The organism is Delftia sp. DT-2 (genome assembly GCF_028401915.1).
GTDB lineage: Bacteria > Pseudomonadota > Gammaproteobacteria > Burkholderiales > Burkholderiaceae_C > Comamonas > Comamonas tsuruhatensis.
The window spans coordinates 58,482-75,145 of sequence record NZ_JAQOTI010000018.1 but is presented as its reverse complement, the minus strand read 5'-3'; the positions used below and the strand labels follow the sequence as shown (position 1 = coordinate 75,145).

Sequence of the window (16,664 nt, the reverse complement as noted above, 5' to 3'; positions counted from 1 at the left end):
CGTGTCTTTCTGTCGGGGTGGCTCAGGAGCGGCAGTGCGCGCGCTCCGCGAAGCCTTGAATGTAGGCCATGGCCGGGCGGCCCGGCCACATCATGGCCGCAGCCCCAGGTGATATGTCCGAATCTGAGGGGTGTGGCCGGCGTCGGCCGGGCCTGCTGGCCGTGGGTGCTTGCGTCTTTTCGTATAGTCCGCCCCATTCTTTCCACCCTGACCGCCTCCGAGCCCGCCGTTTCCCATGGACCACCGCCACGCCAGCGCCCACCGCATCGATCTTGTCGTCTACCCCGGCTTCAAGGCGCTGGAGGCCATAGGGCCCATGTCGGTGTTCGACTATGCCAACGTGCACCTGCGCGCCCGGGGCCAGAGCGACGGCTACGAGGTGCGCGTGGTCTCGCAGCGGCAAGGGCCCGTGCGCTCGGACACGCTGATGTCGCTGGAGGCCACGCATACGCTGGCCGGGCTGGAGGCTGCAGGCATGGGCTGCACCGTGGTCGTCGTGGGCTCGCGCCATATCGAGCAGGTGCTGGGCGGCTCGGCCGAGCTGGTCGCCTGGCTGGGCCGCGTGGCGCCGCGCGTGCAGCGGCTGATTGCGCTGTGCTCGGGCAGCTTCTTCCTGGCCGAGGCGGGCTTGCTGGACGGCCGGCGCGCGGCCACGCACTGGAGCGTGACGGCGCAACTGGCCCAGCGCCATCCGCGCGTGCAGGTCGATGCCGATGCCATCTACCTGCGCGAGGAGATCCGCGATGGCGAAGGCAGCCGCCAACTGTGGACCTCGGCCGGCGTGACGGCCGGCATCGACCTGGCCCTGGCCGTGGTGGAAGAGGATTTCGGCCACGCGCTGGCGCTGGAGGTGGCGCGTGACCTGGTCATGTACCTCAAGCGTCCCGGTGGCCAGTCGCAGTTCAGCGTGCCGCTGGCGGCCCAGGCCGCGCAGCACGGCGGCGTGCAGGCCGTGCAGCAGTGGGTGATGGCCCACCTGGCCGAGCCCCTGACCCTTGCGCAGATGGCCGAGCAGGCGCACATGAGCGAGCGCCACCTGCGCCGAGTGTTCCAGCAGGAAACCGGGCAAAGCCCCACGGCCTTTGTGGAGAGCGCGCGGCTGGAGGCGGCCAAGCAACTGCTGGAAAGCCAGGCCCATCTGCCGCTCAAGACCGTGGCCGCGCGCGTGGGCCTGGGCTCGGAGCAGGCGCTGCGCCACCTGTTCGTGCGCCACCTGGGCATTACCCCGGTGGCGTACCGGGATCGCTTTGGCGGGCGAGGCGGCGCGGGCTGAACCGGAAACGCTCAGTTCTTTTTTGCGGTCTCGGCTGCTTCGGCGGCCGCGGCGCGCAGCTTGTCCTTCTTGCTGGGGCGGCGGCCCTTGATGCCGCCGTTGCCGTCCTGGGCCACCGGGGGCGGCGGCACGGGCTCGGTGGGCTCGAAGCCCGGCAACTGCTCCAGTTCAAGGTCCAGCTGGTTGCGCTTGCAGATCAGCGCCCAGTGCGCCTGGTCGGCCGGCGTGACAAAGCTGATGGCCGTGCCGTCCTCGCCCGCGCGGCCCGTGCGGCCGATGCGGTGCACATAGTCGGTGGCCGAGCGCGGCAGGTCGTAGTTGACGACCAGGGGCAACTGGGTGATATCGATGCCGCGCGCCGCCAGGTCGGTGGTGATCATCACCTGCCAGCGCCTGGCCTTGAAGTCGGCCAGCGCTTCCTTGCGTGCGCCCTGGCTCAGGTCGCCATGGAAGGCCGTGGCGAAGATGCCGGCCTTGTAGAGCTTTTCCGCCACCAGTTCGGCCGTGTGCCGCGTGGCCACGAAGACCAGGGCGCGCTCCAGCGTGGCGGGGTCGGTGCCGGGCGCCGTCTCCCCCTGTACCAGTGTGCGCAGCAGCTGGGTGCGGCGCGCACGGTCCACGGCAATGGCGCGCTGGGTGATGCTTTGCGGGCTGGCGGTATCCTGGCCTTCGGCGGCATCGACGCGTGCCTGCACGGGATCGTGCAGCAGGCCCGTGGCCAGCGATTGCACGGCATCGGGATAGGTGGCCGAGAACAGCAGGGTCTGGCGTTGCTTCGGCAGCAGGGCCAGCACGCGCTGCAGCTCTTCCTGAAAGCCCAGGTCCAGCAGGCGGTCGGCCTCGTCCAGCACCAGGTGGCGCAAGGCGGACAGGCGCACGGCGTTGTGCTCCACCAGGTCCAGCAGGCGGCCCGGCGTGGCCACCAGGAAGTCGGCACTGCCGCGCAGCATCATCATCTGCGGGTTGATGGACACGCCGCCATAGACCACGCCGATGCGCGGCGGCTGCTTGAGCGCGCGGCCCAGGTCGGACAGCGTCTCGCCGACCTGCTGGGCCAGCTCGCGCGTGGGCACCACGATCAGCGTGGTCAGGGTTCGCACAAAGCCGCCCTGGGCACCCTGGGCCTTGCCGCCATCCATCCAGCGCTGCAGCAGCGGCAGCAGGTAGGCGGCCGTCTTGCCCGAGCCCGTGGGCGCACAGGCCCAGAGGTCGCGGCCCGCAAGCACGGGGGCGATGGACTGGGTCTGTATGGGCGTGGGATCGACCAAGCCCAGGTCTTGGAGGCTGGAGACCAGCGCCGGGCTCAGGCCGAGGGAGGCAAAGTTCATGGTGTGCAGGAGTGGCTGGGGCCGGAACCCCGGCGCAAGAAAGGCCCGGCCACGAGGGCCGGGGGGGCATTGTCGGCGAAACCGCGCCGCTGCGTGAAGCAGGGGGCTTGGCCCGGCTGTCAGGCCAGGCGGCGCAGCCGGCCAGCGGGCCATTCACCAGGCCACCTGCCGTTGCAGCTGGGCCGGTGGCGCGTGCATGCCCAGGGATCGGGCATCGCCGAAATGAGTGCCCAGAAGATCGAATGGAGGCGGCTCATGGAGGAAGTCGTCCCTGCCTCTTCAGCTCCTTGAGCCGTCGTTCGGTTGCGCGGTCCAGGGCGTCCTGCAGCAGGTCCATCTTGCGTTTGTTGCAGGGTTGGCAGTCGTAGAAGCTTCCAGGTACTCCAATAGGGTCCAGCTTTTTGTTGGCCTCGAAAAGATTAATACGTCCTGTGGGTTCGATTCCCATGACGATGATTTTTCCGCTCTTGAACTTGACGGACGCTCCTCCTGAACACCCTGTTCTTTCCATATATTCACCGAAGTAGTGCTTCTCTGAAATTTTGCGCATGTGCTGCAGCGCATATCGCACATCCTCTTCGGTCAATATCACATCGTTGCAATCAAGCCAGTTCTTGTCTTCCCAAGAAGAGCCGCCTGAGGGCTCGATGATGTCGATTTTCTGTATCTGCCTGACTGGGTATCTGGCATCGGCCGCATGGAGCATCGATGTCATGGCCATTGCCGAAATCACAGTCACAGTGCGAAAGAAAATGAAGCTCATGGTGCCATTTCCCTGTTTGCGCCTTCTGCCTCGGACAGGTTCTTCCGGCTTACTTCAGGGTGCTTGAAGACTTCACTGGGCGATAGTTGCATGGAATCTTGCAGTGCTTCAACCAGCCATGTCAGAGCACGGTTTTGTGCCTCAGTCGGTGTGGGGTAGACGCCAAATTCTCCCCGAATCCCTTCCGGACTCAGTTCCTTTCGTCGCTGAGGGGGCTTGAACCCTTTCGGCAGCACAGCCCTGCCAACCATCTCGATGCCTATGGCTTCCATGTTGCTCGGATAGCGATCGCCAGGGGCTTTCATCATCTCGATGCGGTGCATTCCCTTTACGCCTGCTCCTTCATAGTCCCTGGCCCTGCATTTCCCCACAAGCAGGCATCTCGCCTTCAGCGGCCCCACATGGTTGGTGCGCTGGTAGATGGCCGCAGTCTGGTAGATGGTTCCGTCCTTGTCGATGAGAAAGTGTGCCGCATTGGCCTTCGGGTTTTTGTAGCTGTTCAGCGAAGACTGGGCCGTGTTGGCATCGGTCTGGTGCACGACGATGCCGGTGATGGCGGCGGTCCGCTTTCCTCTCTCGATGGCGGGGCTGCGCGCATTCTTGACGCGCGCATGGATGAGCATTCCGTCCTTGGTGATTTCGACAAGCATGTGAGTCCCGGGGTTGCGTTGAACGGCAGCGGGCATTGCGCTGCGCCTCCATCCCGTTTCAGGGAGGGTCAACGGTCACCTTAGGGTAGATGTGATCAATCGAGATCCATGCCACGATAGCCAGAATGGTGTTCCTAGGAGTGGCGTAGCCTTCTGGAACGGTGGACTCGCCCATGAAAAAAGCCCCATGCAAAGGCATGGGGCTTTTGGGTGCCGGGCCGCTGAGGCCCGGACCTGCGATCAGCGCTGGCCGATCGGCTTGACGTCGCGGGACACGGAGCCCGTGAACAGCTGGCGGGGACGGCCGATCTTGTACTCGGGGTCGGCCATCTGCTCGTTGAGCTGGGCGATCCAGCCCACGGTGCGGGCCAGGGCGAAGATGCCGGTGAACAGGTTCACGGGCACGCCGATGGCGCGCTGCACGATGCCGGAGTAGAAGTCCACGTTCGGGTAGAGCTTGCGCTGCACGAAGTAGTCGTCTTCCAGGGCGATCTTCTCGACTTCCTTGGCCAGGGCGAACAGGGGGTCCTTTTCCAGGCCCAGTTCGGCCAGCACTTCATTGCAGGTTTCCTGCATGAGCTTGGCGCGGGGGTCGTAGTTCTTGTAGACGCGGTGGCCGAAGCCCATCAGCTTGACGCCGCTGTTCTTGTCCTTGACCTGTTCCATGAACTCGCCGACCTTGGCAACGCCGCCGTTGGCCTGCAGGTATTCCAGCATGTTCAGGCAGGCTTCGTTGGCGCCGCCGTGGGCAGGGCCCCACAGGCAGGCCACGCCGGCCGAGATGGCGGCGAAGGGGTTGGTGCCCGACGAGCCGCACAGACGCACGGTGGAGGTGGAGGCGTTTTGCTCGTGGTCTGCGTGCAGGATGAAGATGCGGTCCAGTGCGCGCTCGACCACGGGGTTCACCTTGAACTCCTCGCAGGGGTTGCCGAACATCATGCGCATGAAGTTGCCGGCGTAGCTCAGGTCGTTCTTGGGGTACATGTACGGCGCACCGATGCCGTACTTGTAGGCCATGGAGACCAGCGTGGGCATCTTGGCGATCAGGCGGATCGCGGCGATGTCGCGGTGCTCGGCGTTGTTGATGTCCATGTTGTCGTGGTAGAAGGCCGACATGCCGCCGACCAGACCCGTCAGGACGGCCATGGGGTGGGCGTCACGGCGGAAACCACGCAGGAAGAACTGCATCTGCTCGTTGACCATGGTGTGCTTGGTCACGCGCTCGACGAAGTCGGCCTTCTGCGACTCGTTGGGCAGCTCGCCGTACAGCAGCAGGTAGCAGGTCTCGAGGTAGTCGCAGTTCTTGGCCAGTTGCTCGATGGGGTAGCCGCGGTACAGCAGCTCGCCCTTGTCGCCATCGATGTAGGTGATGGCGGACTGGCACGAGGCGGTAGAGAGGAAGCCCGGGTCATAGGTGAACATGCCGGTCTGCGCGTACAGCTTGCGGATGTCCACCACGTCGGGACCGACGTTGCCCTGGTAGACGGGCAGCTCGACGCTGGGGGCGCCGTTGCTGAAAGACAGCGTTGCTTTGTTGTCTGCGAGTTTCATTTCCAAACTTCCTTCTCTAGATTACCTAGCCTACTAGCGGGAGAGAACCGGGCTTGCGCTTGCGCACCAGTTCCAGAACTTCCCTGATTTCTTGGGTATCGAGTTCACCTTCAGGCTCCTTGCGACGCAAGAAGAGGTCCATCAGGTCGTTGTCTGCCAGGTCCATCAAGGCAGACAGACCGCTCGCGTGTCTCCGCGTGAGCTGGTCTCCGTAGGTGGCGAAGAACTGCGCGATGAACAGGTCGTTCTCGACCAGGCCGCGCCGGCAGCGCCAGCGCAGCAGGTCTCGCTCGCGTTCGTCGAGCAGAGTATTCGTCATGGTCATCAGATGGCCCGACGGACCATCAGTTCCTTGATCTTGCCAATGGCCTGCGTGGGGTTCAGGTGCTTGGGGCACACGTCCACGCAGTTCATGATGGTGTGGCAACGGAAGAGGCGGTACGGATCTTCCAGGTTGTCAAGGCGGTCACCCGTGGCCTCGTCGCGGCTGTCCGCGATGAAGCGGTAGGCCTGCAGCAGGCCGGCCGGGCCCACGAACTTGTCGGGGTTCCACCAGAAGCTGGGGCAGCTGGTGGAGCAGCTGGCGCACAGAATGCACTCGTACAGGCCGTTGAGCTCTTCGCGCTCTTCAGGCGACTGCAGGCGTTCCTTGGTGGGAGACGCGAAGCTGTCGTTCTGCAGGTACGGCTTGATCGAGTGGTACTGCTTGAAGAACTGCGTCATGTCCACGATCAGGTCGCGGATCACGGGCAGGCCGGGCAGGGGCTTGAGAACGATGTCGCCCTGCAGGGTCTTCATGTTCGTCAGGCAGGCCAGGCCGTTCTTGCCATTGATGTTCATCGCGTCCGAGCCGCACACGCCTTCGCGGCAGGAGCGGCGGAACGAGATGGAGGGGTCCATCTCCTTGAGCTTGACCAGGGCGTCCAGCAGCATGCGCTCGTGGCCGTCCAGCTCGACCTCGACGGTCTGCATGTAGGGCTTGGCATCCTTGTCCGGGTCGTAGCGGTAGATCTTGAAAGTGCGCTTCATTTGTCTGTTCTCTCGTGGGCTGCTGGATTAGAACGTGCGGACCTTGGGCGGCACGCTGTCCACCGTGAGGGGCTTCAGGTTCACGGGCTTGTAGTCCAGGCTGTTGGTGGCGCTGTACCACAGGGTGTGCTTGAGCCATTCCTTGTCATTGCGGCCCAGCGGGAACTCGGCGTGGTCGGCAGGATGCTCGTAGTCGTACACGGTGTGGGCGCCGCGGCATTCGTGGCGGGCAGCGGCCGAGATCATGGTGGCCTGGGCCACTTCGATCAGGTTGTCCACTTCCAGCGCTTCCATGCGGGCGGTGTTCCAGACCTTGGACTTGTCCTTGAGGGTCACGGAGCCCACGCGTTCGCGGATGGCGTTGATCTTGACTTCGCCTTCGTCCATGCTCTTTTGCGTGCGGAACACGCCGGCATGCTGCTGCATCGTGGCGCGGATGTCGCCAGCCAGGTCCTGGGCGTAGGTGCCTTCCTTGGAGTCGTCGAGCTGGTTCAGGCGCGTGAGCGTGCGCTCCGAGCCATCGGCCGGCACGGGCTTGTGGTCGCCGAAGCCGTTGACGAACTGCACGATGTGCTTGCCGGCCGACTTGCCGAAGACCAGCAGGTCCAGCAGCGAGTTCGTGCCCAGGCGGTTGGCGCCGTGCACCGACACGCACGAGCATTCGCCCACGGCATACAGGCCATTGACCACGTTGTTCTGCTGGCCGTCCCACACCACGACCTGGCCGTTGATGTTGGTGGGAATGCCGCCCATCTGGTAGTGGATGGTGGGCACCACGGGAATCGGTTCCTTGGTGATGTCCACGTTGGCGAAGTTGTGGCCGATCTCTTCCACCGAAGGCAGGCGCTTGCGGATGGTGTCGGCGCCCAGGTGGTCCAGCTTCATCAGGATGTAGTCCTTGTTGGGACCACAGCCACGGCCTTCCTTGATTTCCTGGTCCATGGAGCGGGACACGAAGTCACGCGGTGCCAGATCCTTCAGCGTGGGAGCGTAGCGCTCCATGAAACGTTCGCCTTCGCTGTTGAGCAGGATGGCGCCTTCGCCGCGGCAGCCTTCGGTCAGCAGCACGCCCGCGCCGGCCACGCCGGTGGGGTGGAACTGCCAGAACTCCATGTCCTGCAGCGGGATGCCTGCGCGTGCAGCCATGCCCAGGCCGTCGCCGGTGTTGATGAAGGCATTGGTCGATGCCTGGAAGATGCGGCCAGCGCCACCCGTGGCCAGCAGCACGGCCTTGGCGTGCAGCTCGTACAGGTCGCCGGTTTCCAGTTCGATGGCGGTCACGCCGACCACGTCGCCCTGGGTGTTGCGGATCAGGTCCAGCGCCATCCACTCCACGAAGAAGTTGGTCTTGGACTTGACGTTCTGCTGGTACAGCGTGTGCAGCATGGCGTGGCCGGTACGGTCGGCCGCGGCGCAGGCGCGCTGCACGGGCTTTTCACCGTAGTTGGCCGTGTGGCCGCCGAAGGGGCGCTGGTAGATGGTGCCGTCGGGGTTGCGGTCGAACGGCATGCCGAAGTGTTCCAGCTCGATCACGACGTTGGGCGCTTCGCGGCACATGAACTCGATCGCATCCTGGTCGCCGAGCCAGTCGGAGCCCTTGATGGTGTCGTAGAAGTGGTAGTGCCAGTTGTCCTCGCTCATGTTGCCCAGCGAAGCGGACACGCCGCCCTGCGCGGCCACGGTGTGCGAGCGCGTGGGGAAGACCTTGGACAGCGAGGCCACGGACAGGCCGGCGCGCGACAGTTCCAGCGCGGCACGCAGGCCGGAGCCGCCAGCGCCGACGATGACGACGTCAAACTTGCGCTTGGTGATGTTTGCTTTGGAGTAGCTCATTCTTAACCTTCAATCGTGGAGACCGAGTCTCTATCAGATACGCCACAGGATCTGGATGCCCCAGCCGGCGCAGCCGACCAGCCAGACCAGGGTGAAAACGTTCAGCACCAGGCGCAGGCCCACGGGCTTGACGTAGTCCATCCAGATGTCGCGCACGCCGACCCAGACGTGCCAGGCCAGCGAGACGATCACGGCGAAGGTCAGGAACTTCATCCACTGCGGGGCAAAGATGCCGGCCCACAGGTCATAGCCGACGGAGCCGGTGCTGAAGATCAGCTTGGCCAGCAGCACGATGGTGAACAGTGCCATCAGCACGCCGGTGACGCGCTGCACCATCCAGTCGCGGATGCCGTAGTGCGCACCGACCACGGTGCGCTTGGAGCCGTAATTCACGGACATGGTTCTTTTTCCTTATCGTGAGGGGAGATCGTCTATCAGTACAGGCCGAACAGCTTGGCGCCCAGGATCAGGGTCAGACCCACGCTCAGCACCAGCACCACCAGGGCGGAGGTCTTGCCGAACTGCTTGTTGACCGCATGGTGGTTCACGTCCATGAACAGGTGGCGCAGGCCGGCGCAGAAGTGGTGCAGGTAGGCCCAGATCAATGCCAGGCACACGAGCTTGAGGAACCATCCGAAGGGACCCGTGAAAACCGAGGTGAAGCCGTCGAAGGAGATCTCCGAGGTCAGCGACATGTCCATCATCCACAGGATGAAAGGCAGCAGGATGAACATCAGCAGGCCGCTGATGCGGTGCAGGATGGACACGATGCCGGCCGGCGGCAACCGGTAGGTGGGGAGGTCCTTGAAGAAGTTGATGTTGCGGAACTCTGGCCGCTTTTTGGCTTGCTCAGTCATGGCAGGGTACTTTCGTGGATGTAACTGCTTCGTAATCGCTCAGGGGCGGCGATGCAAAATTCTATTGCAATGCAATAAAAACAGCTTTGCTGGGAATTGCGTATTTTCGCCCGCATCTCTGGGGAACGGATCGTTCAGCTCAACGCGTTGCGGTAGTGATGGGTGTCGGTGCGGTACAGGCCACGGCGTAACTCCATGGGAACATCGTTGTATGTGTAAGCGGTGCGCTCCACGCTCAGCAGGGGCGTGGTGCTGGGCACGTCCAGCAGCAGGGCCTGTTCGGCCTCGGGCAGGACGGCGCGGATCTTTTCGTCGGCGCGCACCATGCGCACGCCGTAGTCCAGCTCGAACATGGCGTAGGTGGGGCCCTGGTAGGCGGACATCTGCTCGGCGGTCAGGCCCTTGAAGGCGTGGCCCGGCAGCCAGATGTCTTCCAAAATGGTCGGGATTGCGGAGAACGACAGCACGCGGCGCACATGCATCACGGCGTCGCCGCTGCGCAGCGCCAGGCCGCGCGCCACGTCGGCCGATGCGCGCAGGCGCCGGCAGTCGATGATGCGGCGCTCGGCACGGCCCTCGCCCTGCTGGTCGCCGGCGTCGGGCTGCAGCTTGAGGAAGCGGTACTGCACATGCTGGGCCGCGTGGGTGGCCACGAAGGTGCCCTTGCCCTGGCGGCGCATCACCAGGTTTTCCGCGGCCAGCTCGTCGATGGCCTTGCGCACCGTGCCCTGGCTCACGCGAAAGCGCGCCGCCAGCTCCATCTCGCTGGGGATCAGCTCGCCGGGCCGCCATTCGCCTGCTTCAAGGCTTTGCAGTATCAGTCCCTTGATCTGCTGGTACAGCGGGCTGAAGGCCGGGGTCGATGCGCCCGCGCCGATGGTGGCAGCGGCGGTTTCAGAGGCGAGGGGAGGCAGGGCTGGCATGGGAAAGTTCGGGGTGGGGAGGCTCCCGGCGACGCAGATGAAAGACTTGGAAACAGACGTCGATCATATCTTATATAAGACATAAGACAAATTGACCGGGCTCCGAAATCGGGAGTACACTTTCGCGTTGTTTGCGGAGCACGGGCTGCTGGTTTCTGACGCTGGTGCGACCTGGCGCCGATAACACCTGATTTTTTCCCCATCCCTGGAGTTTCATCATGAGCAAGAAGCCCGTTCGTGTCGCCGTCACCGGTGCCGCCGGTCAAATTGGTTACGCCCTGCTGTTTCGCATCGCCTCCGGCGAAATGCTGGGTAAGGACCAGCCCGTCATTCTGCAACTGCTGGAGATTCCCGACGAGAAGGCCCAGAACGCGCTCAAGGGCGTGATCATGGAACTCGAAGACTGCGCCTTCCCCCTGCTGGCCGGCATAGAAGCCCACTCCGACCCCCTGCAAGCCTTCAAGGACACCGACTACGCCCTGCTGGTCGGCGCGCGTCCCCGCGGCCCCGGCATGGAACGTGCCGACCTGCTGGCTGCCAACGCACAGATCTTCACGGCCCAGGGCAAGGCGCTGAACGCCGTGGCCTCGCGCAACGTGAAGGTGCTGGTCGTCGGCAACCCCGCCAACACCAACGCCTACATCGCCATGAAGTCGGCTCCGGACCTGCCGGCCAAGAACTTCACCGCCATGCTGCGCCTGGACCACAACCGCGCTGCATCGCAGCTGGCTGCCAAGGCCGGTTTCAAGGTCGGCGACATCCGCAAGCTGACCGTCTGGGGCAACCACTCGCCCACGATGTACGCCGACTACCGCTTCGCCACCGTCAACGGTGAAAGCGTCAAGGCCAAGATCAACGACCAGGCCTGGAACAAGGACGTGTTCCTGCCCACCGTCGGCAAGCGTGGCGCCGCCATCATTGCAGCGCGCGGCCTGTCCTCGGCTGCCTCGGCTGCCAACGCCGCCATCGACCACATGCGCGACTGGGCCCTGGGCTCGGGCGGCGAATGGGTCACCATGGGCGTGCCCTCCAACGGCGAATACGGCATCCCCGCCGGCATCGTCTTCGGCTTCCCGGTCACCACCGAGAACGGCGAGTACAAGATCGTCGAAGGCCTGGAAATCGACGCCTTCTCGCAAGAGTGCATCGACAAGACCCTGGCCGAGCTGCAAGGCGAACAGGACGGCGTCAAGCACCTGCTGTAAGCCGCCGGCAAGCCATGCTCGACTGGAATCCCGCGCTTTACCTGCGTTTCGCCAATGAGCGTACGCGCCCCGCAGCCGAGCTGCTGGAGCGTGTGCCCTTGGCCCAGGCCCGCCATGTGGTGGACCTGGGATGCGGGCCGGGCAATTCCACCGCGCTGCTTGCACAGCGCTATGCCGGTGCCACGATCACCGGCATAGACAACTCCCAGGCGATGCTGGCCACCGCGCGCCAGCATCTGCCTGAGGCCCGCTTCGCGCTGGCCGACATTGCTTGCTGGACGCCCGCCCCCGGCGAGAGCGCTCCCGACCTGATTTATGCCAATGCCTCCCTCCAGTGGGTGGGGGAGCATGAAACGCTGATACCCCGCCTGTTCGCCCAACTGGCGCCAGGGGGCGTGCTGGCGATACAGATGCCCGACAACCGGCAGGAAGCCACGCACCGCGTGATGCGCGAGATCGCCAGCCTGCCCAAGTTTGCCGCCTACATCGGCGATGCCGCCAAGGTGCGGGCCGACATCCTGCCCATCCGCAGCTACTACGACCTGCTGGCCGGACCGCAGGAGCAGGCCGGCGTCGAGGCCGGCGCCGTCGATGTCTGGCACACCGTCTACCAGCATCCCATGGACTCGGCCGGCGCCATCGTCCAATGGCTGCGCGGCACCGGCCTCAAGCCTTTCGTCGAGGGCCTGCCCGAAGCCCTGCAGGCCGACTTCCTCACCGAATACGAAAACCGCGTGGACGCCGCCTACGGCGTGCGCGCCGACGGCCGGCGCCTGCTGGCCTTCCCCCGCCTGTTCATCGTCGCCCAGCGCAAGCCATGACCGCCGCCACGTCCACACCCTCTCGCGCACACCCGGCCCAGGTGCTGCTCGATGCGCAGGGCGGTGCCCTGCACCTGCCCGTCTGCGACCACTACAGCGGCGTGGAAGTGCGCATGCGCAAGAGCCTGCAGCTGCAGGCCGAGATGATGGCCGAGTTCGGCACCTGCGTGTTCGACGTCACGCTGGACTGCGAGGACGGTGCCCCCGTGGGCCAGGAGGCGGCCCATGCGCGCCTGGTGGCCTCGCTGGCGCGCGATGCCGCGCCCGGCGCCCGCGTGGCTGCGCGCGTGCATGCCGTGGACCACGCCAGTTTCGCGCAGGACCTGGACATCATCGTCGGCGAGGCCGGCGACCGCCTGTGCCACCTCATGCTGCCCAAGGTGGAAAGCGTGGACGACGTGCTGCTGGCCGAGCGGCATCTGGGCCGACTGGGCTGCCGCGAACTGCCGCTGCATGTGCTCATCGAGTCGCCCGCCGCCGTGCACCGTGCCTTCGACATCGCCGCACACCCGCGCGTGCAGAGCATTTCCTTCGGCCTGATGGACTTCGTCTCGGCCCATGGCGGCGCGATTCCCGCCTCGGCCATGGGCTCGGCCGGCCAGTTCGACCATCCGCTGGTCGTGCGTGCCAAGCTGGAGATCGCAGCTGCCTGCCACGCGCACGGCAAGGTGCCTTCGCACTGCGTGGTCACCGAATTCAGGAATCCACAGGCGCTGCAGGCCGCTGCCACACAGGCGTCACGGCGGCTCGGCTATACCCGCATGTGGAGCATCCACCCGGACCAGATCCGTCCCATCCTCGCCGCGTTCGCGCCCCAGGCCGACGAAGTGGCGCAGGCCGCACAAATACTTACCGCCGCCGAGGCCGCCGACTGGGCGCCCGTCAGCGTGGATGGTGTATTACATGACCGGGCGAGCTACCGCTACTTCTGGCAGTTGCTCACACGTGCCCACCAGACCGGCCAGGCGCTGCCCCCGCAGGTGCAGCCCTGGTTTGCATCAGAATCACTTGCTTAGCCCACACCGGGAATTTGCAGGAGCCCAACGTATGAAGACAGCTATCGCCTCCATCCTGATCGCAGCCCCCTTGCTGGCCATGGGCCTGGGCGCCAGCGCCGCCGAACCTGCCAAGAAGGCTCCGGCCAAGGCCGCCGCCAAGCCTGCGGTCAAGAAGGCTCCCGCCAAGAAGGCCACCGCGGCCAAGGCCGCTGCCGGCGCTGCCGCAGTCGGCGGTGCGGCTGCCGTGGCAGCTGCTGCCCAGCAGCCGCTGTCCGCCGAAGACCTGGCCATCTCGGAGCGCGTGCACACCGGCCGCATTCCCTGCGAGCTGGGCGCCTTCGTCAATGTGACGGCCGACCAGTCCAACCCCGGCTACTTCAACATCGACGGCAAGGGCTTCAAGTACCACATGGCGCCCGTCAAGACCTCGACCGGCACCGTGCGCCTGGAAGACAAGCATGCCGGCGCCGTCTGGCTGCAGATCGCCAACAAGTCCATGCTCATGAACCAGAAGGTCGGCCAGCGCCTGGCCGACGAATGCATGAGCCCTGACCAGCTTCAGGTGGCCGAGGCCATCAAGAAGAACCCGCCTCCCAGCCTGCTGGAAGCACCCAAGCCCGCCGGCCAGTAATCCAGGCCCGGACCTGAGCGTCCCGCAAGCAGCCCCACTTTAGAAAACCATGGAGAGAGAATCATGTTGAAAGCCTACCGTGACCACGTGGCCGAACGCGCCGCGCTCGGTATCCCCCCGCTGCCGCTGGATGCCAAGCAGGTTGCCGAACTGATCGAGCTGATCAAGAACCCGCCCGCTGGCGAGGACGCCTTCCTGCTCGACCTGCTCACGCACCGCGTTCCTCCGGGCGTGGACGATGCCGCCAAGGTCAAGGCCAGCTTCCTGGCAGCCGTGGCCCACGGTGACATCCAGGTGGCTCTCATCTCCAAGGCCAAGGCCACCGAGCTGCTGGGCACCATGGTGGGCGGCTACAACGTGCATCCCCTGATCGAGCTGCTGGACGACGCCGAAGTCGCCGGCGTCGCTGCCGACGCGCTGAAGAAGACGCTGCTGATGTTCGACTTCTTCAACGACGTGGCCACCAAGGCCAAGGCCGGCAACGCCAAGGCCCAGGAAGTCATGCAGAGCTGGGCCGACGCCGAGTGGTTCACCTCGCGCCCCGAAGTGGACAAGAAGATCACCGTCACCGTCTTCAAGGTGCCCGGTGAGACCAACACCGACGACCTGTCGCCTGCACCCGATGCCTGGAGCCGTCCGGACATCCCGCTGCACTACCTGGCCATGCTCAAGAACACCCGTCCCGACGCGGCCTTCAAGCCCGAGGAAGACGGCAAGCGCGGCCCGATGCAGTTCATCGACGACCTCAAGAAGAAGGGCCACCTGGTCGCCTACGTGGGCGACGTGGTCGGCACCGGCTCCTCGCGCAAGTCGGCCACCAACTCCATCGTCTGGGCCACGGGCCAGGACATCCCCTTCGTGCCCAACAAGCGCTTCGGCGGCGTGACCCTGGGCGGCAAGATCGCCCCCATCTTCTTCAACACGCAGGAAGACTCCGGCTCGCTGCCCATCGAAGTGGACGTCTCCAAGCTGGAGATGGGCGACGTCATCGACGTGCTGCCCTATGACGGCAAGCTGGTCAAGAACGGCGAGACCGTCGCCGAGTTCCAGCTCAAGAGCGACGTGCTGTTCGACGAAGTGCGCGCCGGCGGCCGCATCAACCTGATCATCGGCCGTTCGCTGACCGCCAAGGCCCGCGAATTCCTGGGCCTGTCTGCCTCCACCGTGTTCCGCCTGCCCCAGGCGCCCGCTGCTTCGAACGCCGGCTTCACGCTGGCCCAGAAGATGGTCGGCCGCGCCGTCGGCCTGCCGGAAGGCCAGGGCGTGCGCCCCGGTACCTACTGCGAGCCGCGCATGACCACCGTGGGTTCGCAGGACACCACCGGCCCCATGACCCGCGACGAGCTCAAGGACCTGGCCTGCCTGGGCTTCTCGGCCGACATGGTCATGCAGTCCTTCTGCCACACGGCCGCCTACCCCAAGCCCGTGGACGTCAAGACCCACCGCGAGCTGCCTGCCTTCATCAGCAACCGCGGCGGCGTGGCCCTGCGTCCCGGTGACGGCGTGATCCACTCCTGGCTCAACCGCCTGCTGCTGCCCGACACCGTGGGCACGGGCGGCGACTCGCACACGCGCTTCCCCATCGGCATCTCCTTCCCTGCAGGTTCCGGCCTGGTGGCCTTCGGCGCCGCCACGGGCGTGATGCCCCTGGACATGCCCGAGTCCGTGCTCGTGCGCTTCAAGGGCGAAATGCAGCCCGGCGTCACCCTGCGTGACCTGGTGCATGCCATTCCGCTGTACGCCATCAAGGCAGGCGCACTGACCGTGGCCAAGGCCGGCAAGAAGAACATCTTCTCGGGCCGCATCCTGGAAATCGAAGGCCTGCCCGACCTCAAGGTGGAACAGGCCTTCGAGCTGTCCGACGCCTCGGCCGAGCGCTCGGCTGCCGGCTGCACGATCAAGCTCAACCCCGAGCCGATCAAGGAGTACCTGACCTCGAACATCGTTCTGATGAAGAACATGATCGCCGACGGCTACGCCGACGCCAAGACGCTGCAGCGCCGCATCGAGAAGGTCGAAGCCTGGCTGGCCAAGCCCGACCTGCTCGAAGCCGACAAGGACGCCGAATACGCTGCCGTGTTCGAGATCGACCTGGCCGACATCAAGGAACCCATCGTCTGCTGCCCCAACGATCCCGATGACGCCAAGTTCCTGTCCGAAGTGGCCGGCACCAAGATCGATGAAGCCTTCATCGGTTCGTGCATGACCAACATCGGCCACTTCCGCGCAGCAGCCAAGCTGCTGGGCGGCCAGCGCGACATCCCCGTCAAGCTGTGGGTGGCTCCGCCCACCAAGATGGACCAGAACGAGCTGATCAAGGAAGGCCACTACGCTGCCTTCGGCACGGCCGGTGCCCGCACCGAAATGCCGGGCTGCTCGCTGTGCATGGGCAACCAGGCCCAGGTCCGCGAAGGCGCGACGGTGATCTCCACCTCGACCCGCAACTTCCCCAACCGCCTGGGCAAGAACACCAACGTGTTCCTGGGCTCGGCCGAGCTGGCCGCCATCGCATCGCGCCTGGGCAAGCTGCCCACCAAGGAGGAATACCTCAAGGAAATGGGCGTGATCGATGCCGACAAGTCCAGCGTCTACCGCTACATGAACTTCGACCAGATCGAAGAGTACGCGGATGTGGCCAAGGGCGTGAGCGCCTGAGTCCGGCCTGATCCGGCTCCATGAGCAAAGCCCGCTTCGGCGGGCTTTGTCTTTTGCGATGGGTCTGTCTGGGCATCTGGCATGTCCGCAAGCATGCTTTTGAGCATGTGCTAACGTGGAAACCAAGTGAACCAGTGGAGCCTCGCC

16 protein-coding genes are annotated in these 16,664 nt (G+C 65.0%); 6 read left to right on the top strand and 10 right to left on the bottom strand.

The annotated features are described in order from the left end of the window. The first annotated feature begins 235 nt into the window (after window positions 1-235). Window positions 236-1,273 carry a GlxA family transcriptional regulator gene (locus PO605_RS26345; protein WP_016450194.1) on the top strand — a complete coding sequence of 346 codons (1,038 nt, stop codon included), beginning with the start codon at window positions 236-238 and terminating at the stop codon, window positions 1,271-1,273. Window positions 1,274-1,284: 11 nt separating this feature from the next. Here PO605_RS26345 and PO605_RS26340 read toward each other — a convergent pair whose 3' ends face one another. The 10 genes from PO605_RS26340 to PO605_RS26295 all read right to left on the bottom strand — a co-directional run bounded on the left by PO605_RS26340 (window position 1,285) and on the right by PO605_RS26295 (window position 10,207). After that, window positions 1,285-2,601: a DEAD/DEAH box helicase gene (locus PO605_RS26340; protein WP_272207116.1), complete on the bottom strand. Its 1,317-nt coding sequence runs from the start codon at window positions 2,599-2,601 to the stop codon at window positions 1,285-1,287. 253 nt (window positions 2,602-2,854) lie between these two features. Beyond that, on the bottom strand, window positions 2,855-3,364 hold the full coding sequence (locus PO605_RS26335; RefSeq protein ID WP_272207115.1) for a hypothetical protein: 510 nt from the start codon (window positions 3,362-3,364) through the stop codon (window positions 2,855-2,857). Next, a complete protein-coding gene (locus PO605_RS26330) occupies window positions 3,361-4,014 on the bottom strand; it encodes a peptidoglycan recognition protein family protein (protein ID WP_272207114.1) in 654 nt (217 codons plus the stop codon). The genes PO605_RS26335 and PO605_RS26330 overlap by 4 nt, the downstream gene beginning before the upstream one ends. A gap of 240 nt (window positions 4,015-4,254) precedes the next feature. After that, window positions 4,255-5,565, bottom strand: coding sequence for a citrate synthase (locus PO605_RS26325; RefSeq protein WP_016450198.1), 1,311 nt, complete (start codon window positions 5,563-5,565; stop codon window positions 4,255-4,257). Between the two features lie 25 nt (window positions 5,566-5,590). Continuing rightward, window positions 5,591-5,890 carry an FAD assembly factor SdhE gene (locus PO605_RS26320; RefSeq protein ID WP_012204343.1) on the bottom strand — a complete coding sequence of 100 codons (300 nt, stop codon included), beginning with the start codon at window positions 5,888-5,890 and terminating at the stop codon, window positions 5,591-5,593. Beyond that, complete coding sequence (locus PO605_RS26315; RefSeq protein WP_012204344.1) at window positions 5,890-6,594, bottom strand: succinate dehydrogenase iron-sulfur subunit; 705 nt, start codon at window positions 6,592-6,594, stop codon at window positions 5,890-5,892. Before PO605_RS26315 ends, PO605_RS26320 begins: the two co-directional genes overlap by 1 nt. A gap of 27 nt (window positions 6,595-6,621) precedes the next feature. Beyond that, complete coding sequence (gene sdhA / locus PO605_RS26310) at window positions 6,622-8,427, bottom strand: succinate dehydrogenase flavoprotein subunit (RefSeq protein WP_016450199.1); 1,806 nt, start codon at window positions 8,425-8,427, stop codon at window positions 6,622-6,624. Between the two features lie 33 nt (window positions 8,428-8,460). Beyond that, window positions 8,461-8,826: a succinate dehydrogenase, hydrophobic membrane anchor protein gene (sdhD, locus tag PO605_RS26305; RefSeq protein WP_012204346.1), complete on the bottom strand. Its 366-nt coding sequence runs from the start codon at window positions 8,824-8,826 to the stop codon at window positions 8,461-8,463. A 35-nt stretch (window positions 8,827-8,861) separates the two neighbouring features. Beyond that, complete coding sequence (gene sdhC, locus PO605_RS26300) at window positions 8,862-9,284, bottom strand: succinate dehydrogenase, cytochrome b556 subunit (RefSeq protein WP_272207113.1); 423 nt, start codon at window positions 9,282-9,284, stop codon at window positions 8,862-8,864. Between the two features lie 134 nt (window positions 9,285-9,418). Beyond that, window positions 9,419-10,207: a GntR family transcriptional regulator gene (locus PO605_RS26295; protein WP_016450201.1), complete on the bottom strand. Its 789-nt coding sequence runs from the start codon at window positions 10,205-10,207 to the stop codon at window positions 9,419-9,421. A 218-nt stretch (window positions 10,208-10,425) separates the two neighbouring features. On the opposite strand from PO605_RS26295, the gene PO605_RS26290 reads away from it, so the two are divergent. From PO605_RS26290 to acnB, 5 genes are all read left to right on the top strand, one after another. Continuing rightward, window positions 10,426-11,412 carry a malate dehydrogenase gene (locus PO605_RS26290; protein ID WP_012204349.1) on the top strand — a complete coding sequence of 329 codons (987 nt, stop codon included), beginning with the start codon at window positions 10,426-10,428 and terminating at the stop codon, window positions 11,410-11,412. A gap of 14 nt (window positions 11,413-11,426) precedes the next feature. Continuing rightward, window positions 11,427-12,233 (top strand): trans-aconitate 2-methyltransferase, encoded by an 807-nt coding sequence (gene tam / locus PO605_RS26285; protein WP_272207112.1) that lies wholly within the window; start codon window positions 11,427-11,429, stop codon window positions 12,231-12,233. Further along, window positions 12,230-13,249, top strand: coding sequence for an HpcH/HpaI aldolase/citrate lyase family protein (locus PO605_RS26280; RefSeq protein ID WP_012204351.1), 1,020 nt, complete (start codon window positions 12,230-12,232; stop codon window positions 13,247-13,249). The genes tam and PO605_RS26280 overlap by 4 nt, the downstream gene beginning before the upstream one ends. Window positions 13,250-13,280: 31 nt before the next feature. Beyond that, window positions 13,281-13,862, top strand: a complete 582-nt coding sequence (locus PO605_RS26275) for a hypothetical protein (RefSeq protein WP_016450203.1) — start codon at window positions 13,281-13,283, stop codon at window positions 13,860-13,862. A 63-nt stretch (window positions 13,863-13,925) separates the two neighbouring features. Continuing rightward, the gene (acnB, locus tag PO605_RS26270) at window positions 13,926-16,517 is read left to right on the top strand and encodes a bifunctional aconitate hydratase 2/2-methylisocitrate dehydratase (RefSeq protein WP_016450204.1); all 2,592 of its coding nucleotides are present in this window, start codon (window positions 13,926-13,928) and stop codon (window positions 16,515-16,517) included. The last annotated feature ends 147 nt before the right edge of the window (window positions 16,518-16,664 follow it).